This window comes from Argonema galeatum A003/A1 (assembly GCF_023333595.1).
GTDB lineage: Bacteria > Cyanobacteriota > Cyanobacteriia > Cyanobacteriales > Aerosakkonemataceae > Argonema > Argonema galeatum.
The window spans coordinates 64,549-91,297 of record NZ_JAIQZM010000002.1 but is presented as its reverse complement, the minus strand read 5'-3'; the positions used below and the strand labels follow the sequence as shown (position 1 = coordinate 91,297).

Annotated in this window: 28 protein-coding genes; 13 read left to right on the top strand and 15 right to left on the bottom strand. The window is 45.5% G+C overall.

Features of this window, described 5'->3' with window-relative positions:
- The first annotated feature begins 13 nt into the window (after positions 1-13).
- Complete coding sequence (locus LAY41_RS03765) at positions 14-745, top strand: lipoate--protein ligase family protein (protein WP_249094255.1); 732 nt, start codon at positions 14-16, stop codon at positions 743-745.
- Between the two features lie 319 nt (positions 746-1,064).
- Here LAY41_RS03765 and LAY41_RS03760 read toward each other — a convergent pair whose 3' ends face one another.
- The 3 genes from LAY41_RS03760 to psaK (LAY41_RS03750) all read right to left on the bottom strand — a co-directional run bounded on the left by LAY41_RS03760 (position 1,065) and on the right by psaK (LAY41_RS03750) (position 3,256).
- Positions 1,065-2,312 carry a site-2 protease family protein gene (locus LAY41_RS03760; protein WP_249094253.1) on the bottom strand — a complete coding sequence of 416 codons (1,248 nt, stop codon included), beginning with the start codon at positions 2,310-2,312 and terminating at the stop codon, positions 1,065-1,067.
- 319 nt (positions 2,313-2,631) lie between these two features.
- Positions 2,632-2,889 (bottom strand): photosystem I reaction center subunit PsaK, encoded by a 258-nt coding sequence (gene psaK / locus LAY41_RS03755; protein ID WP_249094251.1) that lies wholly within the window; start codon positions 2,887-2,889, stop codon positions 2,632-2,634.
- An 88-nt stretch (positions 2,890-2,977) separates the two neighbouring features.
- The gene (psaK, locus tag LAY41_RS03750; RefSeq protein WP_249094249.1) at positions 2,978-3,256 is read right to left on the bottom strand and encodes a photosystem I reaction center subunit PsaK; all 279 of its coding nucleotides are present in this window, start codon (positions 3,254-3,256) and stop codon (positions 2,978-2,980) included.
- A gap of 137 nt (positions 3,257-3,393) precedes the next feature.
- Between psaK (LAY41_RS03750) and LAY41_RS03745 the strand changes: the two genes are divergently transcribed.
- A complete protein-coding gene (locus LAY41_RS03745) occupies positions 3,394-4,050 on the top strand; it encodes a phosphoribosylanthranilate isomerase (RefSeq protein WP_249094247.1) in 657 nt (218 codons plus the stop codon).
- On the opposite strand, the gene folE is transcribed toward LAY41_RS03745, so the two are convergent.
- From folE to LAY41_RS03730, 3 genes are all read right to left on the bottom strand, one after another.
- Entirely contained in the window at positions 4,016-4,726 is a 711-nt protein-coding gene (gene folE, locus LAY41_RS03740) for a GTP cyclohydrolase I FolE (protein WP_249094244.1), read from the bottom strand. The genes LAY41_RS03745 and folE overlap by 35 nt on opposite strands.
- A gap of 56 nt (positions 4,727-4,782) precedes the next feature.
- Positions 4,783-5,508: an SDR family oxidoreductase gene (locus LAY41_RS03735; RefSeq protein WP_249094242.1), complete on the bottom strand. Its 726-nt coding sequence runs from the start codon at positions 5,506-5,508 to the stop codon at positions 4,783-4,785.
- Positions 5,509-5,723: 215 nt separating this feature from the next.
- Positions 5,724-6,704 (bottom strand): acetyl-CoA carboxylase carboxyltransferase subunit alpha, encoded by a 981-nt coding sequence (locus LAY41_RS03730; protein WP_249094239.1) that lies wholly within the window; start codon positions 6,702-6,704, stop codon positions 5,724-5,726.
- A gap of 285 nt (positions 6,705-6,989) precedes the next feature.
- On the opposite strand from LAY41_RS03730, the gene LAY41_RS03725 reads away from it, so the two are divergent.
- On the top strand, positions 6,990-8,009 hold the full coding sequence (locus LAY41_RS03725) for a hypothetical protein (RefSeq protein ID WP_249094236.1): 1,020 nt from the start codon (positions 6,990-6,992) through the stop codon (positions 8,007-8,009).
- Between the two features lie 150 nt (positions 8,010-8,159).
- Here the strand turns inward: LAY41_RS03725 and LAY41_RS03720 are convergent, their stop codons facing one another.
- Positions 8,160-8,705: a hypothetical protein gene (locus LAY41_RS03720; RefSeq protein WP_249094234.1), complete on the bottom strand. Its 546-nt coding sequence runs from the start codon at positions 8,703-8,705 to the stop codon at positions 8,160-8,162.
- 418 nt (positions 8,706-9,123) lie between these two features.
- Between LAY41_RS03720 and ubiG the strand changes: the two genes are divergently transcribed.
- The 3 genes from ubiG (at position 9,124) to LAY41_RS03705 (ending at position 11,750) form a co-directional block, all read left to right on the top strand.
- The gene (gene ubiG, locus LAY41_RS03715; RefSeq protein WP_249094232.1) at positions 9,124-9,879 is read left to right on the top strand and encodes a bifunctional 2-polyprenyl-6-hydroxyphenol methylase/3-demethylubiquinol 3-O-methyltransferase UbiG; all 756 of its coding nucleotides are present in this window, start codon (positions 9,124-9,126) and stop codon (positions 9,877-9,879) included.
- Positions 9,880-9,957: 78 nt separating this feature from the next.
- Positions 9,958-10,839, top strand: coding sequence for an alpha/beta fold hydrolase (locus LAY41_RS03710; RefSeq protein ID WP_249094230.1), 882 nt, complete (start codon positions 9,958-9,960; stop codon positions 10,837-10,839).
- Positions 10,840-11,024: 185 nt separating this feature from the next.
- Entirely contained in the window at positions 11,025-11,750 is a 726-nt protein-coding gene (locus LAY41_RS03705; protein WP_249094227.1) for a response regulator, read from the top strand.
- A 33-nt stretch (positions 11,751-11,783) separates the two neighbouring features.
- Here the strand turns inward: LAY41_RS03705 and LAY41_RS03700 are convergent, their stop codons facing one another.
- From LAY41_RS03700 to LAY41_RS03680, 5 genes are all read right to left on the bottom strand, one after another.
- On the bottom strand, positions 11,784-12,527 hold the full coding sequence (locus tag LAY41_RS03700) for an NlpC/P60 family protein (protein WP_249094225.1): 744 nt from the start codon (positions 12,525-12,527) through the stop codon (positions 11,784-11,786).
- Positions 12,528-12,711: 184 nt separating this feature from the next.
- On the bottom strand, positions 12,712-13,140 hold the full coding sequence (gene ccmS, locus LAY41_RS03695; protein WP_338022923.1) for a beta-carboxysome assembly chaperone CcmS: 429 nt from the start codon (positions 13,138-13,140) through the stop codon (positions 12,712-12,714).
- A 31-nt stretch (positions 13,141-13,171) separates the two neighbouring features.
- Positions 13,172-14,929 (bottom strand): ABC transporter ATP-binding protein, encoded by a 1,758-nt coding sequence (locus LAY41_RS03690; protein WP_249094677.1) that lies wholly within the window; start codon positions 14,927-14,929, stop codon positions 13,172-13,174.
- 330 nt (positions 14,930-15,259) lie between these two features.
- Positions 15,260-15,541 (bottom strand): type II toxin-antitoxin system RelE/ParE family toxin, encoded by a 282-nt coding sequence (locus LAY41_RS03685; RefSeq protein ID WP_249094221.1) that lies wholly within the window; start codon positions 15,539-15,541, stop codon positions 15,260-15,262.
- Entirely contained in the window at positions 15,538-15,804 is a 267-nt protein-coding gene (locus LAY41_RS03680) for a ribbon-helix-helix domain-containing protein (RefSeq protein ID WP_249094219.1), read from the bottom strand. The genes LAY41_RS03685 and LAY41_RS03680 overlap by 4 nt, the downstream gene beginning before the upstream one ends.
- A 268-nt stretch (positions 15,805-16,072) precedes the next feature.
- Between LAY41_RS03680 and LAY41_RS03675 the strand changes: the two genes are divergently transcribed.
- The 7 genes from LAY41_RS03675 (at position 16,073) to LAY41_RS03645 (ending at position 23,837) form a co-directional block, all read left to right on the top strand.
- Positions 16,073-17,128, top strand: a complete 1,056-nt coding sequence (locus LAY41_RS03675) for a saccharopine dehydrogenase family protein (protein WP_249094216.1) — start codon at positions 16,073-16,075, stop codon at positions 17,126-17,128.
- A 563-nt stretch (positions 17,129-17,691) separates the two neighbouring features.
- A complete protein-coding gene (locus LAY41_RS03670) occupies positions 17,692-19,605 on the top strand; it encodes an ABC-F family ATP-binding cassette domain-containing protein (protein WP_249094214.1) in 1,914 nt (637 codons plus the stop codon).
- A gap of 498 nt (positions 19,606-20,103) precedes the next feature.
- A complete protein-coding gene (locus LAY41_RS03665; protein ID WP_249094211.1) occupies positions 20,104-20,622 on the top strand; it encodes a globin family protein in 519 nt (172 codons plus the stop codon).
- Between the two features lie 67 nt (positions 20,623-20,689).
- A complete protein-coding gene (locus LAY41_RS03660) occupies positions 20,690-21,178 on the top strand; it encodes a globin family protein (protein WP_249065824.1) in 489 nt (162 codons plus the stop codon).
- A gap of 121 nt (positions 21,179-21,299) precedes the next feature.
- Complete coding sequence (locus tag LAY41_RS03655; RefSeq protein WP_249094209.1) at positions 21,300-22,142, top strand: phycobilisome linker polypeptide; 843 nt, start codon at positions 21,300-21,302, stop codon at positions 22,140-22,142.
- Between the two features lie 220 nt (positions 22,143-22,362).
- Entirely contained in the window at positions 22,363-23,148 is a 786-nt protein-coding gene (locus LAY41_RS03650) for a HEAT repeat domain-containing protein (protein WP_249094207.1), read from the top strand.
- 53 nt (positions 23,149-23,201) lie between these two features.
- Positions 23,202-23,837: a HEAT repeat domain-containing protein gene (locus LAY41_RS03645; RefSeq protein ID WP_249094205.1), complete on the top strand. Its 636-nt coding sequence runs from the start codon at positions 23,202-23,204 to the stop codon at positions 23,835-23,837.
- A 12-nt stretch (positions 23,838-23,849) separates the two neighbouring features.
- Here LAY41_RS03645 and LAY41_RS03640 read toward each other — a convergent pair whose 3' ends face one another.
- Genes LAY41_RS03640 through LAY41_RS03630 form a run of 3 tightly spaced genes read right to left on the bottom strand, consistent with a single transcriptional unit; the run spans position 23,850 to position 26,749 of the window.
- The gene (locus tag LAY41_RS03640) at positions 23,850-24,695 is read right to left on the bottom strand and encodes an FkbM family methyltransferase (RefSeq protein ID WP_249094203.1); all 846 of its coding nucleotides are present in this window, start codon (positions 24,693-24,695) and stop codon (positions 23,850-23,852) included.
- A 15-nt stretch (positions 24,696-24,710) separates the two neighbouring features.
- Entirely contained in the window at positions 24,711-25,880 is a 1,170-nt protein-coding gene (locus tag LAY41_RS03635; RefSeq protein ID WP_249094201.1) for a glycosyltransferase family 4 protein, read from the bottom strand.
- Positions 25,877-26,749 carry a hypothetical protein gene (locus LAY41_RS03630; protein WP_249094199.1) on the bottom strand — a complete coding sequence of 291 codons (873 nt, stop codon included), beginning with the start codon at positions 26,747-26,749 and terminating at the stop codon, positions 25,877-25,879. Before LAY41_RS03630 ends, LAY41_RS03635 begins: the two co-directional genes overlap by 4 nt.

The following is a 26,749-nucleotide window of genomic DNA, read 5'->3' as shown; positions in this document are numbered from 1 at the left end:
TGAGTATTGACAAATGACTAATTCTTGGCGTCTAATTCCGCTGCTTTCAGCTCCAGGTAGGGTGCAAATGGCGATCGATCTTTGGTTGCTAGAACAGCACCGCAAAGGTTTGCATCCTCCTACTTTGCGGTTTTACACCTGGTCGCCACCAGCAATTTCTCTAGGATATCATCAGCGTCGGTGGCCCGAATTTTGGCGTCACCTGACTTGGCAAGGACAGCGGGTAGAATTGGTGAGGCGTCCTACTGGTGGACGTGCTGTGCTGCACCAAGGAGATTTAACTTACGCTGTCGTTACTTCTGGATTAACTGGTAGTCGCACCCAGGTTTATCAAACTCTTTGTGAGTTTTTGATTGCTGGTTGGCTCAAGCTCGGCGTGGAGTTACACTACGGTAATGCTGGGCGCGGTTATATTCACAACCCCAACTGTTTTGGCACCGCCACAGGTGCCGATTTAGTATCGGCTAATAATTGCAAGTTAATTGGCAGCGCTCAACTTTGTCGCGGCAATGCTATTTTGCAGCATGGTTCAATGCGTTTGCAGCCAGATGACGCTTTTTTCGCTCAGGTGTTTGATTCTGCTGCACCGCCGCCAGCAGACAAACCTATTCCCGATCGCACAGAAGCTTTGTTTCAAACTGTTATAGATGCTCTGAGTGTTGCCGCCGAGCGCTGTTTCGATGCTCGGCTAGTAATGCAACCCTTATCAGAGGTGGAATGGCAAGCTATTATGACAAACTCTTGACCGCGCTGCTAGCCCGCCTTATATCCCCAACTATACCTAACGGTATAGTTGGGGATATAAGGCGCATTTGATAAATCAAGCTTTTTAGTTAGCATGAGTCAAAATTTCTCGTCTGCGGAATTCTTAAAGATATAGACAGCTACCAGGACAATAGCCAGTGGCACTATGAAAAAAAAGGCCATTCTTATTACCTCTTGATTAGAAGCAGAAGCGTATATATAATATAGAACGAACAAATTGAATAGGCTAACTTCTCCTAATTAATTCACTTGACGTTAGCGCCTAAATAGCCACGACAGCTTGGAGAAATCGCAGAAAACTACTTTGAAGCCGATAGCGATTGATTTTTTTGTGTTGGTAGTGACTCTACTGCTGCTTCGGCTAGAGCAGGAATTGGCAATCCTGGAGGATAGCTACCCTCTTCTTTGATCCGCTTAATTTGCGCTTCCGATATTTTTACCTTCAGCTTTTCGGCCATTGCCCGGACAATATCACCCCTATCGATGATACCTGCGACAGTGCCTGCGGGTGAAAGCACTGTGATTCTAGGTAATTTGTCGGTTTCCATGCGGTTGATCGCTTCCACCAAAGGCGTCTTTTCTTCAACGGTATCGATCGCATTAAGAGGCTTGACAATACTATAAACCGTGTCAGTTTCCCAGCGACTGCGTTCTACCGAACGGAACTCCTCAACTGAGACTAAACCGCGATAGCGACCGTCAGAAGCAGCGAAGTAGACCTGCTGCTGGGTGCTTTCTAGGAGGTAATTATCTGCAAACAGCCGCAGCTTCATGTCTGCATCGATGACGCGAAATTCGCTCGTCATTGCGTCTGCGGCTGTTAGCTGCAACAAAATTTCTTGAACGTTGGTTATTTGGTCGTAAGCGCTGGCATTCCGCAAGACAAACCAGCCGAGTAGGGCAATCCAGAGTGTACCGGGATCTCTGGTGTTTAGGAAGGCGATCGCACTCAAGATAATTGCCGACCATCCTAGCACTTGTCCCGTGCGAGCTGCCCAATGGATACCTTGAAAGCGATCGCCCTTAATCTTCCATACCGCTGCTTTCAAAATCTGCCCTCCATCCAAAGGAAGGCCCGGAATAAGGTTAAACAGGGCTAAAACCAAGTTGATGCTAGCTAAATCTGCTACTAAAACTTCTGCTGGACTCGACTGTGGCAAAAGGTAAGTCAGCACGCCCAGTAGTGCGAACAGGGTTATACTAACGGCTGGGCCTGCGATCGCCACTTGAAACGCTAATCCCGGCGTTTTAGATTCTCGGTCAATTGAAGCAATCCCCCCAAACAGAAACAGCGTAATAGAGCTGACCTTAATGCCCTGCGATCGCGCCACTAAACTGTGGCCTAACTCATGTAAGAGTACCGAGCCAAACAGCAGTATAGCCATCAAAAAGCCTATCCCCCAGGCCATCAACAGCCCCCATTGGGGGTAACCTAGTTGCAAATCCCGGCCATTGGCAAAAGTGAAAATAGCTAAAATAATTAGCCATGAGGGGTCAATGTACACCGGAATTCCAAATATAGACCCAATTCGCCACCCAGCCTGCATAAAAAATTTCCTTTACTCGCATATTGACGAGCCAATTTAACGTAATCCTTTTCTACAAATTGTAAAAGTCTGAGAACTGCATAGAAAATTAATTGGTTCTTTTAGTCTGAAGTGCTTTAGTCTAGGCAATTTAATTTTCTTTCTTCTCAACATAAGTATAGTCTATTTTGAGAAAGATGATTGCTATCCCACACTATCATCCCCCCAGATACCGACAAAAAGGGGGGATAAGACAGCGCGGGACTAAGAGGTGAATTAGGTGAAGTACCTACCACTAAATCGGAGTATCCATTATAGTGGGGGACTTACGCCGATTCAGTTAAATAGCTCCAACGTTGGTCAATCCCAAAATGACGCCAGCGCCCAGGATATGACCAAAGCTTGTACCCGCTAGTAATTGGGGAAGACCAAGTGTGGGTATGGGCGAAGGGGGTTTGCTTCCCCGGTCTTGGGTAGCAAAGCGGACAATAACAAGCCCAAGGATATTGCAAATAATCATCACAAGGCCAATAGTGGGAGACCAAGCTGGTGTGCTAGGAACGGTAGACTGTACGCCTAGAATTATCGAGTTAATCACGGTTTTTTCTCCTAAATTGAGAAACTTACACTTTTATTCTCCCACTCAGCTATCCATCTCACAGCTGAGATTGAGAAACGATCGCCTTTTAAAGGACACCCGCGTTAGTCAGTCCCAGAATGACCCCGGTGCCAATAATGTGTCCAAAACTCATTGTGGCGAGCAATTCCGGCAAGTTAAAATTCCTAAACAGCGCGGGCTTGCCAACGGGAAGATCTGGGCCAATACCCGGATTTTTGATGGCAAAGCGACCTATAGCAATGGCAAGTAGGTTGCATAAAATCATTACTAATCCTACAGCCGGAGTCCATGCTGGTGTTGCAGGAACCGTAGACTGCACCGCCGCAAGTAAAGTTAAGTTAAGCAAAATCTTTTTCCTGCTTGACTAAACAACAACAAAAATTATAGAAAGCCGTTAAAAAATAACAAGAATCTGTTTTAAGAGTTAACATAATTGCCAAATTTTGATACAAATGTACAACTGGCAGCGACGGAGTAGGCTGAATGCGGGTTAAGATTTGCGGAATTACGAAACCGGAACAGGGAGATGCGATCGCGCGTCTGGGAGCAACCGCGCTAGGCTTTATCTGTGTCCCCACATCTCCCCGCTACGTCACCCCAGCACAAATCCGGGCAGTGGTAGAGCAATTATCGGTGGATGTCGATCGCATTGGCGTATTTGCTAATACCACTATTGAGCTAATTTGTCAAATAGTTACATCCGCTCGATTAAATGGCGTTCAATTGCACGGCAATGAATCCCCCGAATTCTGCCATCAGCTACGCCAGTTTTTACCAACCGTCGAGCTAATTAAAGCCCACAGAGTGCAGACACCAGAGTCTTTAATCCAGACAGACGCCTACACCAGCGCAGTTGATACACTTCTGCTTGACGCCTACCATCCCACTCAGCTAGGCGGCACCGGCAAAACACTCGATTGGGCTACACTGCGGCAGTTTCTACCCAAATTACCTTGGTTTCTTGCCGGTGGCTTAACACCAGACAATGTATTGGACGCCCTCAGTCAGGTTCATCCCAGTGGTATCGATCTATCCAGCGGCGTCGAGCTATCCCCTAGAGATAAAGACTTAGATAAAGTAGCTCAGTTGTTTGAGAAACTAGGGATTAGAAAAACGCTGGTTGATGGCGAATCAAGTTGAGGAACTCTTCGCGAGTTTTTTGCTCATCCTGGAATATACCCAACATTGCACTGGTGACAGTCCAAGAACCGGGCTTTTGGACACCACGCATCACCATGCACATATGGGTGGCCTCCATCACGACAGCGACTCCCTTCGGCTCCAAAATAGTCTGAACTGCTTCGGCAATCTGACGAGTCAGGCGTTCCTGCACTTGCAAACGACGGCCATACATTTCTACAATCCGCGCCAGCTTGCTCAGTCCCACCACTCTTTGGTTGGGAATATAGGCGACGTGAGCCCTGCCCATAAACGGCAGCATATGATGTTCGCAGAGGCTAAAGAAATTGATATCCCGGACAAGAACCATCTCGTTGTGGCCTTCATCAAAGATGGCGTCGTTGACGAGTTCTTCTAGGGACTGATTGTAGCCACTGGTGAGAAACCGCATCGCCTCTGCGACTCGCTTGGGCGTCTTGAGTAAGCCTTCCCGCTCCGGATCTTCTCCCACTCCCAACAGGAGCGTCCGCACGGCGTCCATCATTTGCTCGTTGGTTTCTTCCGTAGGCGGGTGCAAGTTGGGTTCACGACCGTTCAGCGTGTTGCGATCGGGCCGAGTCGGGACATTCAAAATCCCATTGGAACTGACGGAAAGAGAGGTAGAACTATTGGAGCCTTTGGAGGAAGCGGTAGTCATGATCGGCCTTTATTAATGTATTGCAATCGGGTTAAGGTCAACAGAGAGGCAGCAACCTAAAGGGTTCCAGCGCTAGCCACGAGGGTTAACTCTTCAATTACTGCTTGTTCTGGTAGCAGCGCCGTCTGTAGAATTGACTGCGCGACGATTTCAGGGGTTAACATAGCTGAGCGGTCAAAGTTAACGCGAACTGTATCTGTATCCCAAATCGGGGTATTGACCGAGCCAGGACAGATAGCTGTGACGCGAATTCCGCTAGAGCGTTCTTCTGCTGCGAGGGTTTTGGATAAAGCCATCAAGCCAAACTTGCTGACGCAGTAGGCTCCCCAGCCAGGAAAGACTTGTTTGCCAGCTATTGAGGCAACGTTGATAATTGTCCCAGAGTGGCGATCGCGCATCATAGGTAGTATTCCCTGTATGCACTGAAAAACGCTGGTGAGATTAAGGTCAATTACCCTCTGCCAGTCAGAGAGGGGCGTTTCGCTCAAATCAGCGGTGTACCCCATGCCAGCATTGTTGACAAGAATGTCAATCGGGCCAAAGTCAGCCGCGATCGCGCTAATCTCATCTTTCACCCGATCGAGATCCGCTAGGTCTAGGGCGTAAGCTTTCGCTTCTACCCCAGCAGCGATCGCGTTTTGGGCTACCACTGTCAATTTTTCCAGGTCACGGCTGACTAACGCTACGTGAATTCCAGCCCCGGCAAATGCTAAAGCTGTTGCCTTGCCAATTCCACTGCTTGCTCCTGTAATCAGGGCGCGTTTTTCGGTTGAAGCACTCATTAATTAAATTTTTAGACACTTGGATGGAACATCCCATCGCTTCAAGGTATTTGCTTTTGGCAAACGACCTTACCGCTTTGTGCTAGCTCCCATTTCAGGCGTTTTGCGCTTATGCCGCCCAGCCCACCTAGAGCCAGCCCAAAATGAGAGCTATGTAAACAATTGTAACATTTATAATTCTATCACTCCAAAAGTGGATTGTTAGATCCAAAATTTCAAGCTGATATTTCGGTGAAAACACCAATGCGACGAAACTTTTGATAGCGCAACTCGCGACGCTGTTGGCTTGTCATCTGGGTTAGTTCTTCCAGATGGTTCAGGAGAGCCTGCTTAAGGGTAGCGGCAGCTTTGAGGGGTTCGGAGTGGGCTCCGCTAGTCGGTTCGGGCAACAGTTCGTCTAGAATACCGAGATTTTTGAGATCCCAAGCCGTAATTTTGAGTGCTTCTGCCGCTTGAGGGGCTTTGGAGGCATCTTTCCAGAGAATAGAAGCACAGGCTTCTGGGCTGGCGACATAATAAACTGAATGTTCAAACATCAACAGTCGATCGCCTACGCCAATACCCAAAGCACCGCCAGAACCGCCTTCGCCGATGACAGTGCAAAGGATGGGAACATCAAGGCCAAACATCTCTCGCAAATTATAGGCGATCGCTTCTCCTTGACCCAGTTCTTCTGCCTCCGAACCCGGCCAAGCACCCGGAGTGTCAATAAAAGTGAAAATAGGCATTCCAAAGCGGTTGGCGTGTTCCATCAGCCGCATTGCTTTGCGATACCCGCCTGGGGAAGCCATACCAAAATTGCGGAGAACGTTGTCCTTGGTATCCCGGCCTTTTTGATGGCCTAGCATTACCACGCTACGCCCAGAGACGCTGGCAATACCGCCTACCAGGGCTGGATCGTCGCTACCGCCGCGATCGCCGTGCAGTTCCATCCATTCATCGCTAATCGCCTGAATATAGTCTAGCGTGCTGGGACGGCGGGGATGACGCGCCAGTTGCAGCCGCTGAGCTGGTGACAAACTGGTAAAGATTTCGTGACGAAGTTGCACCGAACGTGCTTCTAGCTGGCGAATTTGCTCAGATACATCCACGCCATTCTCGGAAGCAAGTTGGCGAATCTGGTCAATGCGGGTTTCTAGCTCCGCCAGGGGCTTTTCAAAGTCTAATAGTAATGGTTTGCGATCGGGACTGGCCACGTTAAAAACTTGGATAACGTTGAATAGATTCTTTACTAGATCGTACCCTGTACAGTATGCACGAAACTTACGCCTCTTCCGTACTTATTATGCTATTTGAGCAGAGGGGCAGAGGGGCAGAGGGGCAGAGGAAATAAAAATCTTCTTAAGTGAACAAAAGCATAGCAACTCTGAAAGAGCCGCTTCTTTCCCAAAATAACTTCCATTCTGGGGATACTGTTTCGGAATTAATTATAAGTTTGACTGTATTTATACTCCGTTAGTAGTGTGCTTTCAGGAGTCATTGTGAGTTTTGCCGTATTTAACGAAGATTTTTACCTAGTCCATCACCCGGATGTTAAAGCTGCCGTCGATGCAGGTATTTTTCAATCTGGCTTAGCACATTTTCAACAGTTTGGGTTAATGGAAGGCCGGTTTCAAGTATCGCCTTTTTATGACGAGCAATTTTATTTACAAAGCAATCCCGACATAATAGCAGCAGTACAAACTGGCACTTTCAAATCTGGTTTGCAGCACTTTATCGAATTTGGAGAAACAGAAGGTCGAAGAGCGAGTCTGTTGTTTGATGAGGAGTTTTATCTGCGAAAAAACCCCGATGTTGCAGTAGCAGTTGCATCTGGTATTTTTAGGTCTGGACTGGCGCACTACCTAGAGTTTGGAAGATCGGAAAGCCGTTCTGGGACAAATTTCAATGAATTCGGGTATCTTCAAGATAATTCAGATGTAGCAGCGGCAGTAGAAGCTGGTGCTTTTGGATCTGCACTGGAACACTACATCAAATATGGAGAATTTGAAAGTAGATCGGGTATTTTTAGCGGCACCGATGGGAACGATACCGTCATTGGTTTTGGGCAGCAAGATGAGATTTACGGAGTAGACCTTTCTCCCGGCCAATGCGTTGTTGGCGGTACTCCAACCGGCGGGCAGTGTTTAGATTTTTATAGTTTAGGTGTCAGCGAAGCCGATGTTTTGATTGGCGGAAGCGGTCAAGATACATTCGTTTTGGGTCGGTTACAAACAGAGAATAAAATCCCGCCTGTTAGAAGTTTTTATGTAGGTGGAGGTGATGCTGATTTGGCGATGATTGAGAACTTTGAGATTGGCAAAGATACCCTCGTGCTGGGAGGGTCATTGAGTAACTATTTGTTTAATAAATCTGATGGAAATTTGAACATTTTTCTCGCGGCTAATAGCTTTTCCACTCCTCTACCCTCTCCAGATTTAGTTGCTACTCTCAAGGGAGTGACTTCTTTGCGTGAGATTGAGAATAGCGTTCAGTTCACAGGTGGTTTATTATCGGTGTAAATTGAATTATGAGTTTTTATGTATTTAATTCAAGTTGCTAGTTACTTGCTTTCTGGGTATGTTGTTGCGATGCCGCGCTCTTATTACAACTGGGATAAGAGCGCGGCATCGCAACTACGTACCCGGAAAGCAAGTAACTAGCAACTTGCGTTAAGTAACTTCTGCCCATTGCTGCCACACTAGCAGATCGGGGTTAGGCTTAACTCTAATGTCATACTGTTTCATCTTTTCCAGCAGCAACTTCACGCCCTGCCTATGGTTATGATGTCTGCTTGTAAATATTATCCTTTCTTGTTTGGCAGATTCTGAGGAATACAGCCAGATACAAATTTCTCTAATCTCTGAGGGTAACCATATACGATTGGGTTCCCATCCCAACTCAATACTTAGCACTTCTCTCCAGGTAAACACTTTTAAGGGTTTCCAAACTCCTTGATACCGAATCCCAACTTCGTTGATTTCAAGGCAATCCCATCGCTGAATTTCAAATATAAATACTCCCACGCAGGGAGAAAGTAAGAAAAGACAAAATATCAGAATTTGCAGGGGGTTTAGATCGCTATTTACAGAGAAACCAACAAATAAAACCCAGAACAAAAATAAGCCAATTAAGCAGCCGATTTTCGCTCGTTTTTGAATCAGACATAGTTCTTGATAAGTTGTCCCGACGTAACAATGTCGCAGTCTAGGTTTCATGGTAGTTAGATTCCATCATATTTGTTTGCCAACTGCTACTAAGGGATTCAGGACTTACGCACTCACGCCCCCCTTGCCCCCTTGCCCCCTCCCCCAAATCTGGGGGAGAAGAAGTCATGTCCCCCCCAGATTTGGGGGGTTAGGGGGGCAAAAGCGTCTCGCCTGTAACTGGGTAGGACGGGCGAGACGCCCATCCCACAAGAAGTTGTTGGATATTTTTTTATTTGTCAAGACTTACGCAATATTTCTTGTTTCGCCCTCCTAGCCACCCAAATCTGGGGGGAACAGGACTTACGCAAGATCCCCCAGATTTGGGGGATCTTGCGTAAGTCCTGTTTGTCAGTCGCTACGAAGAGTGTAGAATATTAGGAAGATAATCTGCGATCGTAAATTAGACTTCTAGAAAATAGTGAGAAAAATGAAAAAAAACGACTTGGAATTTTATGACTTGAATGCGAATAATTGGTGGGAAGAAGATTCAAAGATTTATGCTCTTTATCATCTGAATAAGCCACGGTTTGAGTTTTTCGATCGCTATGTGCCAAATTGGCAGGGTTTGAAAGCGTTGGATGTCGGGTGTGGCGGGGGGTTTTCCTGCGAGTTTATGGCAGATAGGGGTGTAGAAGTATCAGGGATCGATCGCTCGGCTAAATGTATAGAAAAAGCACAAGAACACGCGGTTAAGCGGGGAATCAAAATTGACTACAAGTATGGATTGGCAGAAGAGATGCCTTATGAAGACAACACATTTGATGTAGTGGTATGTGTTGATGTTTTGGAGCATATTGCCGATTTAAACAAAGTTATTTCAGAAATCAACAGAATTTTGAAGCCAAATGGTTTGTTTTTCTTCGATACAATCAACAGAAATTTTAAATCTAAATTTGTGATGATTTGGCTGATGGAAAATATCTTGCGTGAAATTAAACAAGGCGTTCACGATTGGAGAAAGTTTATTAAACCAGAGGAACTTACTGATTTAATGGAGGAACGGAGCTTTACAGATATAGATATCAAAGGTTTTGATATGTTTGGAGAAGCTTTAAAGCTAAATTGGGCTAGCTATAAAGAATTCAAAAGCACAGGAGTCGTAAAAGTAAGAATTAATGATGATACTTCAGTGATGTATATCGGCAAAGCGGTGAAACAGTGCTTTTTGAGTGCTGAGTGCTGAGTGAAGATTCTGACTCAGCACTGAAGAAGTGCTGTTTTGTAAGAGAGATGCGATCGCTTTTATGGTAAACTGAAAATCATGTTTGCCAATTTTCTCCCGTATTTAGTCGAGCAACTGACAGAACCCTCATCAATTGCTCTTGCTCAGAACATCCAGCGTCAGGCTGTAGCAACTCCCTTGAGCGAACAATCGATCGCAACCACCTACGTTCGTCAGGGTGAGGGCGAAGGGCCGATCGTGTTACTCCACGGCTTTGATAGTTCGATATTCGAGTTTCGCCGCCTGCTGCCGCTTCTAGCCGCCAATAACGAAACTTGGGCGATCGATCTGCTGGGTTTTGGGTTTACGGAAAGGGTTGCAGGATTGCCGTTCAGCCCAAGTGCGATCGCGACTCATCTATACTATTTCTGGAAAACTCTGATTGAGCAGCCGATTATTTTAGTTGGGACTTCGATGGGAGGCGCAGCTGCAATTGATTTCGCCCTTACTTACCCACAAGTAGTCAAAAAGTTGATACTGATTGATAGTGCTGGCTTTGCTAAGCCGCCTGCTATTGGTAAGTTTCTGTTTCCACCTGTCGGTTATCTGGCTACTTCATTTTTGCGTAATCCGAAAATTCGTCAAAAGATTAGTATAAACGCTTACCATGACGAAAAGTTGGCTTCCGTAGATGCTCAACGGTGTGCGGCATTACATTTAGAAATGCCCCAGTGGAGTGAAGCTTTGATTGCTTTTACCAAAAGTGGCGGTTACGGATATTTTGGCGAGAAACTGGCACAAATTGTACAGCCGACTTTGATTTTGTGGGGGGAACGCGATCGCATTTTGGGTACTGCTGATGCGGGGAAGTTTGAGAAAGCGATCGCCCATAGTAAACTAATCTGGATCGCAGATTGCGGGCACGTCCCTCACCTGGAAAAGCCGCAAATCACCGCCCAGCACATTTTAGACTTCAGATAGGTAACCAGACATTTCCGGGAAATTACCGAGGAAATGATCGGAAATTGAGGAAAAGTGGGTAATTTGGATGTAACAACCGCAAATCGAATCTGCGGAGATTACCCAAAACCCTCAACCCTTACGCAATAGCCCCCCTTAAAAAGGGGTGTTGGGGAGATCTGCAAAGAGTACCCAGGTAGCCAGTTATGAATACAGTTCTAGTTGTGGAAGACTCTCGCAGTCAGCGGGAGTGCATCTCACACCAACTAGCGTGGAGTGGACTGAATGTTATTCAGGCGTCTGATGGCGTCGAAGCACTAGAAAAAATTCAGCGAAACAGTCCGGATCTCGTGTTACTAGATGTGGTAATGCCCCGCATTGATGGTTACAATGTTTGTCGTCTGCTCAAAGCTAACCCCGAAACCCGGAATATACCCGTAGTATTTTTAACAGTCAAGGTGCAACAGTTGGCTCTTTACGGAGGTATAAAACTTGCAGAAGCATACATTGGCAAACCTTGGCAAGCGAGAGAACTAATTGGCACGGTAAAACGAGTGCTGGTGGATGCTAAAAATTGGGCTGACGCCGCCTCTGCGGATGCCTGGACGGAATACGGCGTTTTAAACTTAAACTTGATTAAGCTATACGAATGTCGTGCTGATGCTTGGACAAAATATGGTTTACAAATTACCAGATTTTACGAGGATGCCCTTGCTGCTTTTGAGCAAGCATTGCAGATTAATCCCGATCGCTCGGATGCGACTAAATACCGCGCTACTCTTGAAAAAGACTGGGCTGTTTTGCTCCAAAAGTTAGAACAAACTAAGCCTTGTCAAGTATGTCGTTATTATTATGGTAAGGACGGGATAAACTGTGCGGTCTATCCATTCGGCCCTCCTGAAGAACTTTGTCGCGACTGGGATTTTCAGTAATTCGTCGCTAAGGAAACAGAAGCAAATTTCTTCTCATTCTGTGCCAAATTGTCGCCATTTTAATATGTTAACAGGAATGTTGAACCAAGGATTATTTAATTCGGGTACTTTAACTTTCATTACTTTTTTATAAATGGGGTCTGCTTCAATCCAAATGTTATTTCCTGTATAAGCTAAGGTATGAATTCCGTCTGTTGTTACTGCAATATCTCCTCTTTGGATTTTGGTATAATCTAGCTGATTAATACTGTCAGCTTTATACAGAAATTTTGTGATATTTCGATATTCTTTTCCTAAAGCCTCTGCGGAAGCATCGTACCACCACAAAGAAATCCCTTCTCTAATTAGTTTGGGATTAAAAGATATCAATCCCTGCTTTACATCGGCATTAATTAAACCTCGGCGAACTAAACCCGAACAATCAATACCAAATTTGTTTTCGCCACCCCAAATATAGGTAACTCCTTCATAGTAATTGAGTTCTTGTATGTAAGATTCGCGCAGCCTTTTTCCGTCTGCTTTGTACCCTGGCAGAATAGCTATGGCGCTAACGATTAAAGCTAAGGAAATGCAGAAGAATCGAATCGACTTTTTATTCCATAATAAAATTAGCGCTCCCAGCCAAATTAGAAAAATAAGTGTGACAATTGCAAACCGAAAAATGCCATAACTTATGGGGTAAATAAGCAATACAATCAACAAAAACCAAGCCAATCTCCATAAAGCCCAAGGCCCTAAAACCAATACGTAACGCCGCTTGATTTTTGTGAATAGCATTTGGCGAGATCCAGTATTATATTAAACTTATCCCATCAATGATATTAGGTGAGAACGGGGTTGTGTAATGGACTTGAAAAAAGAGTCTAATTAATCACAAGGTTGTTGAGATAATTCCAGATTTTAAATAGCAAATTTAAGATTGAATTTTCCAATCTGCAATCTAAAATTTGAAATTCCTCAGTCAGCACTTAATCTGCTCGCACATCCGTTGCTCTAACCGTTCTAGCAATGTATTCACATCTGTAGCAACTTGCTCAAAGCAAATGGGTGGTGGAGGTTCAGGTTCAAACTGAACTAGCTTTATTTGAGCGTTTCCTATGCCGATGAGGAGAACTTCCTGCTTGGGATTATGAGCATCCAAAATTCCCAATATCTCCTGAAGCTGATTATCAACTTTGTGATTTAGTGCCTCAATAGCTGGTCTGGCACAATAGATAAAATGCGGCTTTGGTTCGAGATCGATCCCCAAAGTATTATTGTCGCTCTCTCCTCGTTGCACAAATAATCCCCAAGCTAAAGCAGCCAATTCTTGCTGATTTGCTTTGACGAATTCGTTTAACTGGCTTCGCCAGCTGTGTTCACCCCGATCTGACTGGGTAGTACCAAACATTACCATTGTCTGCTTTCCGTCGTTGCCAATATTATTTCAAACCCGACTGCACTCGCCACAAGCTGGCATAAATCCCCTGTTGCTGGAGCAGTTCTTCATGTCGTCCCGATTCTACTAATTTGCCATGTTCCATCACATAGATACTATCGGCGTTGCGGACGGTGGAGAGCCGATGGGCGATCGCGATCGTAGTCCGATTTTGGGTAATTCGTTCCAGAGATCGCTGGATAGCCGCTTCTGTCTCATTATCCACTGCCGACGTAGCCTCGTCGAGAATCAGAATTGGTGGATTTTTCAAAACAGCTCGTGCGATCGCAACCCGCTGCCTTTGCCCGCCCGATAACTTCTGCCCCCGTTCACCCACAATGGTGTCATAACCTTGTGGCAGTTGCATGATAAAGTCGTGAGCTTCGGCAATTTTAGCTGCCGCTCTTATTTCTTCAAAAGTAGCATCAAAACTACCATAAGCAATATTTTCTGCCACAGTGCCATGAAATAAGAATACATCCTGGCTGACTAATCCGATACACGATCGCAAATCTTTTAGCTTTAGCTCCCGCAATTCTATGCCATCCAGGGTAATTGTGCCTGCTTGAACCTCGTACAGTCGCAACAGCAATTTTACCAATGTACTCTTCCCAGATCCAGTGGAACCGACGATCGCGATCGTTTCCCCGGCGGGTATGTGGAGGGAAAGATGCTCCATTACTGGCTTGCGCCCATTGTAGGCAAAAGTCACATCCCGCAGCATCAACTCGCCCCGCACCTGACCGACTGGCAAGGGTCTATCTCCAGTATCAATAGCAATTGGTGTGTCCAAAAGATTCATCACTCTATTGGTAGATGCCATTGCCCGTTGATACTGGTCAAATGTATCTCCCAATCTTGTCAAAGGCCAGAGCAAGCGCTGGATTAGGAAAACTAATACGCTGTAAGTACCTACAGACATTTTGCCGTTCACCGCTTCCATGCCGCCATAAAGCAGCAATGCCGTGAATCCTGCCAGAATGATCATCCGAATTAAGGGGACAAAGGCAGCAGAAAGAGCGATCGCACGGCGATTGCTTTGCCGATAACCGTCGCTTTCCACCGCCAGACGCCTTGCTTCGTATTCCTCAGCCGTATAGCTTTTAATCGTCATCATTCCCGACAGATTATTCGCCAACCGACTGTTGAGGAGGCCCACCTTTTCGCGTACATCGGCATAGCGAGGGGCAAGTAGTCCCTGATAATATACGGAACCCCAGATGATAAACGGCATAGGTAGCATCGCCATCCACGCCACGCTGGGTGCCATGATAAAGAAAGCGCCGCCAATAATTATCACCGTTGCGGAAACTTGGATTAGGTCATTGGCTCCCACATCCAAAAAACGTTCTAGTTGGTTGATATCATCGCTGAGGATAGACATCAACCCGCCCGTGCTGCGCTCTTCAAAATAGGCGATTTCCAGTTCTTGGATATGGTTATAGGCATCTAGGCGCAATTCGTGCTGTATTTTCTGAGCCAGATTCCGCCACAAACGAGCGTAGGCGTACTCAAATGCGGATTCGAGTATCCAAACAATGACGGTGAGGATGGACAGAATTAAGAATTGCCCAAAGGTATCTTTGACACCCCAACGAGCAATTATGGAATCCTTTTGGTTCACCACCACATCCACGGCGATGCCAATTAAGGCGGGTGGTGCCAGGTCGAAGATTTTATTGAGGATTGAGCAGCCAGTTGCCAGCCAAATTTCCTGGCGATAGTCTTGCCCGTAATCAATTAGCCGCTTGAGGGGATGCACGGAACTGGAGCGCTTCCCCCTAGAGGATGATTTGCCAGGTGTGATAGCTTTGATAAATTGCTTGAGCGTAATTGACACTAGATTTAATTTGAACCTACTTTTATATTACCGTTCTTAAAAATGTGCGATCGCTTGGGGAAAGGGAAAGTGCGATCGCACACGCTTGTTGGTTGCTCCCATAGATGGAGTTGTGGAGTGACTCAGTTTATGACTCAATGTGGTGATAGAATAATAGGCTGTTCAAAAGTGAGAAAGAAAGGGTTGTGAGGGAGCGATCGCACGGGGGTTGTCAACCCAATATTCCTTGTTTAAATATCCTCCTCTTCTGAGTCAAACAATTCTTTTAGATTGCGCGAACCATGCCCGGAGAATTTCTAAAGTGTTAGCAGTAACTTGGTAAAGAATGATATGCCCGTCTAAAGGTACACCCCGCAAACCAGATCTAATATCTTCATAACTGCGTCCCATCATCGGAAAATTGATTAACTTTTGACATCTTTTGACAAAAGTTGTGAGTAAACGCTCTCCTGCCTCCACATTTCTACTAGCAAAGTAATCTATAATTTCGTTGAGATCGCGGCTAGCAGAGGGTGAAATGATGTAACGGCTCATGCTTGCCCCTGACGCGCTTGGCGTAATTTTTCTTGCAACTGAGTTACCACTAACTCCCCATCAATTCCTTCCCCTCCTCTGAGTTCCTCAATGGCTACATCGACTTTTTTCCGTGTTTGTTCTACCCAAGTTCGCTCCTTTCGATCTCGTCGCTCTAATAATTCTAAAGCCGCAGTAATCACTTCATCAGCATTGTTGTATTTACCGCTGTTGAGTTTTTGTTGGATTAACTCTGCTTGTTCTGGTTTTAAGGTGATGTTCATATTTTTTAATTCCTCGATATAATCGATAATTGTGGTAGATAGTTGAAATCATATCAAGTCCGGTTGCATCGTTAGTACATGAGTGATATCGTCAAATTGTCTGTTGTCATCGTTGGTTAAAATTTTACCGCAGATGAAGACAGATGAACGCAGATTAACGCAGATAAGAATGAGCGCACGAATTTTTTAGGTAACCGATGCGTAAGGACATGATATCAAAGCCCAGCCGAAAGACCATCCTAGAAGTTAGACAGTTACAGTAATTATTATGTCATCAAACTTTTTGTTATACGGTGCCAACGGCTATACTGGTGCCCTGATTGCCAGACTAGCAGTACAGCGCGGACTTCGCCCCATCCTTGCTGCACGAAATGCCGATAAGATTGCGCCGCTAGCAACAGAACTCAGTTTGGAATATCGCGCCTTCTCTTTGGATGATGAAGCCGCCGTAGACGAAGCTTTGGCGGATGTGCCAGCAGTACTGCACTGTGCTGGGCCATTTTCGCGGACTTCTAAGCCGATGGTGGATGGATGTCTGCGGACAAAAACCCACTATCTGGATATTACTGGAGAAATCGGAGTATTTGAGGCGATCGCTTCCCGCAATACCGAAGCCAAAACCGCAGGAGTTATGCTTCTCCCTGGCGTTGGTTTCGATGTCGTCCCCTCCGACTGCTTAGCCGCACACCTCAAAAGACGCCTCCCCTCAGCCACGCGACTGAGGCTCGGTTTTCAAGCGCTGGGGGGGATATCGCGAGGCACCGCCACCACAATGGTAGAAGGTCAGAATAAAGGCGGTTTGGTGAGGCGTGGCGGCGTTCTCACCCCCGTTCCCACAGCTTGGAAAACTCGCACCATAGACTTTGGACAAGGGCCAGTCCAAGCCACGACAATTCCTTGGGGCGATGTGTCCACAGCTTACTACAGCACCGGGATTCCCGACATTGAGGTCTATGCGGCATTTTCCGCTTCCACGCGCAAGGCGATGGTTCTGAGTCGCTACATTGGTTGGTTGCTAGCCTTACCCCCCGTGCAAGAATTCCAGAAGCGTCTGATTCAGAAACAACCGCCTGGGCCAAACGACGCCCAACGGGGACAGGGTAGAAGCCTGCTGTGGGGAGAGGTAGAAGACAATGCTGGTAAAAAGTTAGTTTCTCGACTACAAGGCCCGGAAGGTTATACTCTAACAGCTATGACTGCTTTGGCGATCGCGCAAAATGTCCTGACAGGACAGGTGGATGTGGGTTTTCAGACGCCATCAAAGGTTTATGGAGCCGACTTTATCCTGGAAATCGAGGGCGTCGTGCGGGAGGATTTAAACTAAAATATTAACCGAAAAGTGGGTGTGTGGATATTTTTTACCACAGATATCCACGGATGAACACAGATAAGCACAGATGTATTTGAGTTCAAGATTTGTTTTAGGCCAGACAATTATAGCAACCTTCTCGGCAGTTAGGACGTTCTTAATTCCACCAAACCCTTGAAACACGCCCCTTCTTCCCCTAGCCCCTAGTCTCTAGAGCGCCAGTCTAGTAGAATAGATTGACAAAAAACAATCCGATGTGTGGGTAGGGGCGATCGCGATCTTCCATTATTTTTTTGCCCGAATGCTTCGCCCGACTAAGTTCTGTATAGGCATACACACTTTATTACTTTTGTCAACAGCGATTAATGGACTGGCGCTCTAGTCCCTAGCCATACTTCGCACGGGCATAAATGGGCGAAGCATTCCGTGAATAATTTGTTGGTTGAACCCAAAGATCTTTGACGGAATGCGAAAGCCCCTACAGGGATAAAAAAAGCTCTGTCTGTGACCGTGCTGAGTATATATGTCATGGTTAGGAAACACCCCGCTCTAAAAGTATCCCTACTGTCGATCGCATTATGAGTATCTTTACACTGCAATCAGTCAAAAAAGACTTTGGGATTAAGGAAATCCTCAAAGATGCCAACTTTAGTCTCAATCCCACCGATAAAGTCGGACTGATTGGCACCAACGGTTCTGGCAAATCTACTCTATTAAAGATGATTGCCGGTCTAGAATCGATTGACAGCGGTCAAATTTTAGTAAATTCTGGCACTCGCATTGTCTATTTGCCTCAGCAACCGGAGTTAGATGAAAATCGCACGGTTTTAGAGCAGATTTTTACTGACAGCGGCGAGCAAATGGCTTTAGTCCGCGAGTATGAGGAACTTTCCGATAAACTAGCGCACGATCAAGAAGATAGCCAGCTGATGGCGCGTCTATCTGTTGTCATGCAGCGCATGGATGCTACTGGCGCTTGGGAAGTAGAAACTAATGCTAAAATTATCCTCACCAAGTTGGGGATCGAAGATTTCGACGCTCGGATTGGCAGTTTATCGGGAGGATACCGCAAGCGGATTGCACTAGCAGCAGCTTTACTTTCTGAGCCAGATGTGCTGCTGATGGATGAGCCGACAAACCATCTGGATGCCCTATCTGTGGAGTGGTTGCAAAGTTACCTGAATCGTTTTCGGGGCGCGATTTTGCTAATTACGCACGATCGCTATTTTCTCGATCGGGTCACTAATCGCATCGTCGAAATTGATAGAGGCGACCTCTACACCTACGATGGGAACTACTCTTATTATCTGGAAAAGAAAGCCCTCTCTGAAGAATCTGCCGTCAGCAGTCAGCGCAAACATCAAGGCGTGTTGCGTCGTGAATTGGAATGGTTAAAGCGCGGGCCAAAAGCTCGCAGCACGAAACAAAAAGCCCGCATCGAACGCATTCGCGATATGCAGGGTACTGAGTTTAAACAAGTTCAAGGCAAAGTTGATATAGCTACCCCTGGGCGTCGAATTGGCAAAAAAGTTATCGAGATTGTGAATATCTCTAAAGCCTACGACGGACGCACTTTGATCGACAATTTCACCTACAATTTTAATCCAGAAGACCGCATCGGGATCGTTGGTGGCAACGGTGCTGGGAAATCGACTCTAATGGATATCATTACAGATCTAGTTCAACCGGATTCAGGTCGTGTTGAGCTTGGTTCTACAATTCACATCGGCTATTTCGACCAGCATTCTGAAGCATTGCTCGCGGCGATGAACGAAAATCAGCGGGTAATTGACTACATCAAAGAGGAAGGGGAATTTATCAAAATTTCCGATGGGACTCAGATTAGCGCCTCGCAAATGTTGGAGCGTTTTCTTTTTCCTGGAAATCAGCAGTATGCACCCATTAATAAGCTTTCTGGCGGTGAAAAACGGCGTCTGTTTCTGTTACGAGTTTTGATGAGTGCGCCTAATGTGCTGATTCTGGATGAACCGACGAATGACTTGGATGTGCAGACGTTGGCGGTGTTGGAAGAATATTTGGAAGATTTCAACGGTTGTGTAATTGTAGTTTCTCACGATCGCTATTTTCTCGATCGCACTGTAGACACTATCTTTGCTTTAGAGTCGGGAGGAAATATTCGCCAATATCCCGGTAACTACTCCGTTTATCTGGATTTCAAGAAGGCAGAAGAAGACGCATCGCCCAAGCTTGACGGAAAACCTAAAGAAACGCGCCCCAAAGTTAGCGAACAGGCATCTAATAATAACAGACCGCGCAAGCTTTCCTCTAAAGAAAAGCGCGAGTTTGAGATGCTTGAAACTAAGATTGCCCAGATGGAGACCCAAAAAGCTGAGGCCCAAAAAGCGCTTTACAATGCTCCTCCTGGAGAGGTCACTAAGGTGCGCCAATTATACCAGCAGGTGGAAACTTTGACTCTAGCTATTGATGCTGCGACTGAACGCTGGTTGCAATTGGCTGAGATTGCATCTTGACAGAACATTTACTTTGTGTTAATGCGGGTTTCAACCGAGTGAGGTACAAATGGGGAAAAAGGTAATTGGCAATTTACTTTTGTACTTCACTCAGTCACAAAGCGCTATATCATATCATGTCCGGTAGCATCGATTGCTTAAAAAATCGCTCTCTTATCTGCGTTTATCTGCGTTTATCTATCCTCATCTGCGGTAAAAATTTAACCCACGATGACAACAGACAATTTCTCGGATCGCTTTTACACTAACGATGCAACCGGACACGATCTCACTCAAATCCATTTGCGTTTAATGAGCTTGACAAATTGCTCCTAAGTATGATTGAGTATGTCTCGAAGTACAAATACTTAGTAATTATTACTCATATCAAAAGTTCTCGATTTCTTCTCGATTTCCTACCCATTTTTTTTACTTTTAAGCTGTAATGTCTCAAATCAAGGCAGTAAATTAACTGTCTAAAGGAATAAAAGTTAATTAATCTTAGGAGAGCTTGACAAAATGCTTGACGCTTTTTCCAGAGTAGTTGAACAAGCTGACAAAAAAGGTGCTTACCTTTCTAGCGATGAGATCAACGGTCTTTCAGCGATGGTTGCGGACAGCAACAAGCGTTTAGATGCAGTCAACAGACTCACCGGCAACTCTTCCACGATCGTTGCCAATGCTTATCGGGCTGTAGTTGCCGAAAATGCTCAAATTTTTAATGCTGGCGGTGCTTGCTTCCACAATCGCAACCAAGCTGCTTGTATTCGCGACTTGGGCTTTATTCTGCGCTATGTCACCTATTCAGTGCTAGCAGGCGATGCCAGCGTGATGGACGATCGCTGCTTGAACGGTTTGCGCGAAACCTACCAAGCGCTGGGCACTCCTGGTAATGTGGTTGCTTCCGGCATCCAAAAAATGAAAGATGCTGCTCTAGCGATCGCCAATAATTCTAACGGTATCACCAAAGGCGATTGCAGCTCTTTGATGTCTGAAGTAGCTAGCTATTTCGATCGCGCAGCCGCCGCTGTTGCGTAGAATTCCTTTAGCATAAACCATCGATTTTTTAAAGTCTTTTCTCTCAATTTAGGAGTTTAAAACCATCATGAAAACGCCTCTCACCGAAGCAATCGCAGCAGCTGACTCTCGTGGCGCGTACTTGAGCAACACCGAAATCCAAGCTATTTTTGGTCGTTTCAACCGCGCTCAAGCAGGTCTGCAAGCAGCTCAAGCCTTCACAGCCAATGGCAAAAAATGGTCTGAAGCAGCAGCCAATCACGTCTATCAAAAATTCCCCTACACCACTCAAATGCAAGGGCCCCAATATGCCTCTACCCAAGAAGGCAAAAACAAGTGCGTGCGGGACATCGACCACTACCTGCGTACTATCAGCTACTGCTGCGTAGTCGGTGGTACTGGCCCTCTCGACGAATATGTTGTGGCTGGCTTGAGCGAACTCAACAGCGCTTTGGGTCTGTCTCCCAGCTGGTATGTTGCAGCTCTGGAATTCGTGCGCGACAATCACGGTCTGAGCGGTGACGCGGCTGGCGAAGCCAACATCTACCTCAACTATGCCATCAACGCTTTGAGCTAACAAAGCTTTTGGGTCTGAGATATAGGCAATTGTTGATTAAGTTGAACAATTGTCTGTTTCCCAGACCCAAATTGATTAAAAGGTAGATGGTCAAGCGAAAAATTGGAAGAGAGGATAAAAAATGAGTAGTTTAGGCGTCGAAGAGCGGCTGGGATACAGTTCAGTTGCAGATAAAAAAGTTGAACTCCGCCGCAATTGGAGCCCGGATGAATTACGTCAGTTGTTCCGGGCTGCTTACGATCAAGTATTTGGTCGCCAAGGCGTATATGCCAGCGAATTGTTTAGCAGTGCCGAAGCTTTGCTGCGTAATGGCAACATCAACGTGCGGCAATTTATTCAGATTTTGGCTCAATCCGAACTTTACAAAGAGCGCTTTTTCTACAATAACTCGCAAGTTCGTTTTATCGAATTGAACTACAAGCATTTGCTGGGACGCGCTCCCTATGACCAGTCGGAAATTGCCTACCACGTAGACCTCTACGCTTCTAAAGGTTACGAAGCTGAGATTGATTCTTATATCTACAGCACAGAATACACCAATGCTTTTGGTAATGATGTGGTTCCTTCTTACCGTGGCTTTCAGTCCTTGCCGGGAATGAAGACGGTTGGATTCAACCGGATATTTGAGCTTTTTCGGGGTAGTGGCAACAGCGACAACGCTCAGTTTGGGGGTAAAAATTCCCGACTGCGGCAGCAAGTGTCGATGAATATGGCTAACTCGATTAAAGCACCCTTGTCGGTTGCAGGAAAGTCTTCTGGGTCGCTAGGAGGAACTTTAACCAGTTCTGCGATCCGGGGAGATACGAGGGTCTACAAAATCGAAGCGGTCGTGGGTGGAGTTGGCACTAAAGTAGCAGTGCGTCAGAGTAAGCGGGTTTATACCGTGTCTTATGACCAACTTTCAACTACATACCAAGAAATTCACCGTCGTGGTGGGAAAATCGTTAAAATTGAGCCAGCTTAGGAACTGAGATCGATTCTGCTTGCTTAATTGATTTAGTGTTTGGTTAGTAGTTAGTAATTAGTTGTTAATGATATTTCTTGCTAACAACTAATTACTAACTACTAACAACATCCAGTTCAATATTCTTTTCTATGACCTTTGAAATTAATTGGTTTGGGAGCCTGCCGGATTAATCCGTGGGATCAATCCTATAATCCAAAATCCAATCATCCAAAATTGAATGACTGCTACTTCACCTCCTGAGTCGATCCTTTCCCCAAAAGCTGCTGTAGCTGCCTTGCTGGGAGACGATAACCAACTCCGCTATTACGCTGCTTGGTGGCTGGGTAAGCATCAAGTTCATGAAGCCTGCGCGGTACTTTGCTCGGCACTAAAAGATGAGCTATATCGCACGGAACAAGGGGGATATCCTCTGCGGCGTCAAGCGGCAAGGGCTCTCGGTCAACTGAAAAATCCTCAAGCCGTGCCTGCATTGCTGGAAGTGCTAAACTGCCAAGAAGATTTGCGTCTGCGGGAAGCGGCAATTCAAGCATTAGCAGCCATTGGCGACTCAAGAGCGGTTGAACGTTTGCTTGAACTTTTAGAATCGCAACAGGAGCAGCCTTTAGAAGCTTTGATTGAAGCGCTGGGAACTTTGCAAGTTTGGTCAGTTCATGAGCGAATCGAGGTTTTTTTGGCGCATGGTTCTGAGCGCGTACAATGTGCGGCTGCTCGATATTTATATCTTTTCAGTCAAGAGCCTCGGTACATTGAACGAATTGTTAAAAATCTGACTCATGAGAATATGTATTTGCGCTGGGCGGCGGCATTTGATTTAGGCTCGATCGGGCATTTACAAGCTGCACAGGCGATAATTAATGCTAAAGTTGGCAATAGTTTGAAGCTGTTGAATTTGAAGCGAATTTTAGAAGCGGTGCTAGGTAGCGATCGCTCTAATCAGGAAGACAACCAGAAAACTACTCGCTTATTGCTGAGCGCAATTGATGATTTGTTGATCCAGCTTTGATAAAATAACAATTTAGTTAATTTTGGCAAACTTTTTTTAATACCAATTGAAGGATGAACGCATTTAATAACGATTTAGATACTGCTTGGTTGATTCAGCAGTTACGCCGCGCTTCTACTCCAGTTGATGCGGTGCAATTAATTCAGGCTTTAACGACTAAGAAAACAACAGTAGGGGATGGCGAAGAAATTATTGCTGTTTTGATTGAGATGTTGAGCCATCATCATCCTTCTGTACCTGCGGCGGCGGTGGAAGGACTGGTGCAACTAGGGCTAGATTCTGTAGAACCATTAATCGCTGCCTACCATGCTTCTGTAGATCATGGACTCCAAGCTTACATTGTTCAAGCTTTAGCTAAAATTGGTGACTCCAAAGCCCTGGATTTGTTGCTGGAAGTGGTAGGGGTGGAAGTAGCAAATCACTGCCAGGGTAACGTCCGGCGAGTGGCGGCGAGGGGTTTGGGACGCATTGGCAGTACAGCTAATGACCCGGAAGTTGTGAAGGGTGCGATCGCCAAATTAACTTGGACGTTGCAGAAAACTGAAGATTGGGCGCTGCGTTATGCCGCTGTGGTTTCCCTACAAGAAATTGCTACACTTGATGCGATCGCGACTTTGCAGGCGGCGTTACCCCAAGAACAAGATAGTGTCGTGCAGGTGCGGCTCAAAACAGCGCTGTCACAATTATAAACTTCATTACTGCTAGCCAGAAACTAACTCGTAGCCTGTTGCTCCTTTATCCAATATTTTGGAGTATCCTAATCTTTCCAAAAACTCCATTATATTTTCTTCTTCAGGAGAGTTAGCCGTCTCCCAAAACACTGTTTTGATGGCTTTCGCTTCAAACAGCGGTTTGCAACTCTCTAGAATATTAATATCATATCCTTCAGCATCAATCTTCAGTACGTCGATTTTTTCTTCATTATATTTCTTTATCAAAGAGCTTAAAGTCAGCATTGGAACGCTACGAGTATCAGGGTTATTAGCCGGATCTGTTACTACCTTGCTCAGCATCGTGGGATCTCCCAAAGTGTCCAAGAATGCTACACCATCGCGATCGCCTATACATCCATCAAAAACTGCATATCTCGACTCATAACTTTTTAAATTCTCATGTAAAAGCTCAACATATTCTTGTACTGGTTCAACTGCGATCGCCCTTGTGTTTTCCTTTTGTAACCACAAAAACGGGTAATAACCAAAATTTGCACCAATATCAATCAGCAGCCCCTTTCTTTCCGGCGATAATATTTCTTTGGTCAGATATTCCTCATAATACCCACTGACTACAAAGAACCGTGCGTGCAAACAATTTGGATTAACCTTTACCTTTTTATCCGGGAATTGCCGAGGTATTCCGTAGGTATATTCAAACTCTAATTGAGAATTTACTGGAAATTCAGAAAGAGTCATCCATGTTAAAGGGAATGCGTATTTAGGAGGTACGAAACGCAGCCAGGACTTAATAAAATTAAAAGCCGTAGCCTTTCCCAAGGAGAATTTTAATAACTGCCAAATTAATTGAATTGCTTTTTGTTTGTAATTCATAAAACCCTCTGTAATTTATTTTTGAACATCTAAAAACTTTGCATAAACATCCAAAGTCTCTTTAGCAATTCGGCTCCAAGAGAAAAATTGTGCCACTTCAATGCAGCGTTTAGAGATCTCGGAATAACTCACTTCGTCCATAGTCAGCAGTTTGACTATTTGGTTACTAAACTGTTCGACATCACCAGGAACAATCATAAAGTCATTATCAAAATGACGCAACATTTCTCGTGGGCCTGGAACATTATACGCCACAGTCGGAAGACCGCAGGCTAATTTTTCCAGTACCGCAAAACCAAATCCTTCAATGTAGCTGGGGAAAGCTCCCACCGTTGCTTTACTCAAAAGTTTTGGCAGTTCCTCACCCTCGAAACGCGGCACGATCTCAATCCAATCATAAGCTGGCAAATTGAGATCGGCCAAAACTGCTTCCGGGCTAAAAGCTGTACCTAAAAATAAAAAGCGCACCTCTGGAACTTTAGCCTTTGTACGCATCACGATTTCTGCCCAATCTCTAGCCCCCTTGCGCGAGCCCCAAGTACCGATGAAAACTACCTGTTTGTTTGCTAAGCGCACTGTAGCAGGCTGAACCGCTTGAACCAATGCTTGCTGTCGCTGCTGGGACAATCCGAAAGGAAAGACAAAACACTTGTCGCCCATACCCAGCACATCGCGGACGTAGGCTTGTTCGTCGTGGTTAGGCACGTTGATTAAGTCGCTGGTTTGTAAACTGCGGAAGCAGTCAGGGGTGTCTGGCCTAGATAGCCAAGAACGCAGCCAGTTTGCGATCGCAGTTTTCTTTCTTTTTGGTGGCCATTTGGTTTTTTCTAGCTTGGCAAATTCCTCATAAAAGGCATACAATCCCACGGAACGGGCAAGGAGTAAACCTTTAATCCCCAGTTCTTGCTTAGAAAAAGGTAAATTGCCTTGATGAGCGTCGATAATATCAAAGCGATGAGCATTTGCCCGCACAAAAGCTTTAGCCTTGGCCGAAAAACTGGCGCGAGTTAATCTTTGCAGGGGAGATGAGGCTGCTTGACGAAAGGCATCGCAGTAGTCAAATTTCTCTACTTCATGCCCCATTTTCTGGAACTCGTCTGCCAATTCTAGCTGAACTCGCGACCCGCCCAAATTGCGATCCCAGGGCATATGCAGAATTGTGAGTATCCTTAAGGGTTTGTTCATTTTCCTAGCCCCGGATGAAACCAAAACTTATGTCTGACAGGGCTTACGTAATGCCTGAGAGCTACCTTGGAGCTACAATGCCTATCTTGATAAATAAATTCATCATCGCGATTGACAACAAACTGCTCTGGTGAGAAATTCACGCCTTGATTATAGTGCATAGCCAAATGTAGGCTAGTTTGTTCGGTAAAGTAATTGGCAGTTTCTCGTAATTCTGCTAATCGCTTGAGGGGTATTTCCCAATCCAATGGTTTTTGAAGTACCATAAATCCACTATTGACAGGTGCAAAGTTTTCAGAAGTTTTATCAAGGAGGCGTTCATCTAAAGCTGTAGCGCAATCAAGTAAATATCTGGGTCGTAAGTCGGATGAGCCAGTTATTTTTAACAACTCCTCAGCACCAGGAAAAAATAGGATATCTGAATCGGCGTAAATAGTTACTTTTTCAACAGGAAGTGAGATTAAAACTGCCAACTTTTTCCCCAGTGGATGGATGTTGGCATAGGCATATACGCACGGCGGAAGGTCTTTTTTCATGAATCTGGCAAAGTCTACGACTTCCACGCAGGGACTTATTTGCCGGAGTAATTGACAACTGGCGGGGGAATAACTACCATCAGATACAACGGTGAATTTATCGGGGATACCTACATGGCGAATGAATGATCGAATGCTGGCTACCTGTTCGGGTAAATCGCGATCGCACGAAAATGAGTAAACAACTATATTGACTTTTTGCGTTTGTTCAATTGAAAGCTTGACGATCCAAGGAAGTGCTGCACGGTAAATGGAACGAACAGCATATCCCTGCGTCCTAGCTGCACGGTAGTCAACATTTATAAGTTTTAAATAGCCTTTTAACAATATCAT

Coding starts and splice junctions, on each gene's coding strand:
- LAY41_RS03765 (WP_249094255.1), top strand. CDS start 14: ATGACTAATTCTTGGCGTCTAATTCCGCTGCTTTCAGCTCCAGGTAGG.
- LAY41_RS03760 (WP_249094253.1), bottom strand. CDS start 2,312: ATGCAGGCTGGGTGGCGAATTGGGTCTATATTTGGAATTCCGGTGTAC.
- LAY41_RS03745 (WP_249094247.1), top strand. CDS start 3,394: ATGCGGGTTAAGATTTGCGGAATTACGAAACCGGAACAGGGAGATGCG.
- folE (WP_249094244.1), bottom strand. CDS start 4,726: ATGACTACCGCTTCCTCCAAAGGCTCCAATAGTTCTACCTCTCTTTCC.
- LAY41_RS03735 (WP_249094242.1), bottom strand. CDS start 5,508: ATGAGTGCTTCAACCGAAAAACGCGCCCTGATTACAGGAGCAAGCAGT.
- LAY41_RS03720 (WP_249094234.1), bottom strand. CDS start 8,705: ATGAAACCTAGACTGCGACATTGTTACGTCGGGACAACTTATCAAGAA.
- ubiG (WP_249094232.1), top strand. CDS start 9,124: ATGAAAAAAAACGACTTGGAATTTTATGACTTGAATGCGAATAATTGG.
- LAY41_RS03710 (WP_249094230.1), top strand. CDS start 9,958: ATGTTTGCCAATTTTCTCCCGTATTTAGTCGAGCAACTGACAGAACCC.
- LAY41_RS03705 (WP_249094227.1), top strand. CDS start 11,025: ATGAATACAGTTCTAGTTGTGGAAGACTCTCGCAGTCAGCGGGAGTGC.
- LAY41_RS03700 (WP_249094225.1), bottom strand. CDS start 12,527: ATGCTATTCACAAAAATCAAGCGGCGTTACGTATTGGTTTTAGGGCCT.
- ccmS (WP_338022923.1), bottom strand. CDS start 13,140: ATGTTTGGTACTACCCAGTCAGATCGGGGTGAACACAGCTGGCGAAGC.
- LAY41_RS03685 (WP_249094221.1), bottom strand. CDS start 15,541: ATGAGCCGTTACATCATTTCACCCTCTGCTAGCCGCGATCTCAACGAA.
- LAY41_RS03680 (WP_249094219.1), bottom strand. CDS start 15,804: ATGAACATCACCTTAAAACCAGAACAAGCAGAGTTAATCCAACAAAAA.
- LAY41_RS03675 (WP_249094216.1), top strand. CDS start 16,073: ATGTCATCAAACTTTTTGTTATACGGTGCCAACGGCTATACTGGTGCC.
- LAY41_RS03670 (WP_249094214.1), top strand. CDS start 17,692: ATGAGTATCTTTACACTGCAATCAGTCAAAAAAGACTTTGGGATTAAG.
- LAY41_RS03665 (WP_249094211.1), top strand. CDS start 20,104: ATGCTTGACGCTTTTTCCAGAGTAGTTGAACAAGCTGACAAAAAAGGT.
- LAY41_RS03660 (WP_249065824.1), top strand. CDS start 20,690: ATGAAAACGCCTCTCACCGAAGCAATCGCAGCAGCTGACTCTCGTGGC.
- LAY41_RS03655 (WP_249094209.1), top strand. CDS start 21,300: ATGAGTAGTTTAGGCGTCGAAGAGCGGCTGGGATACAGTTCAGTTGCA.
- LAY41_RS03650 (WP_249094207.1), top strand. CDS start 22,363: ATGACTGCTACTTCACCTCCTGAGTCGATCCTTTCCCCAAAAGCTGCT.
- LAY41_RS03645 (WP_249094205.1), top strand. CDS start 23,202: ATGAACGCATTTAATAACGATTTAGATACTGCTTGGTTGATTCAGCAG.
- LAY41_RS03640 (WP_249094203.1), bottom strand. CDS start 24,695: ATGAATTACAAACAAAAAGCAATTCAATTAATTTGGCAGTTATTAAAA.
- LAY41_RS03635 (WP_249094201.1), bottom strand. CDS start 25,880: ATGAACAAACCCTTAAGGATACTCACAATTCTGCATATGCCCTGGGAT.
- LAY41_RS03630 (WP_249094199.1), bottom strand. CDS start 26,749: ATGATATTGTTAAAAGGCTATTTAAAACTTATAAATGTTGACTACCGT.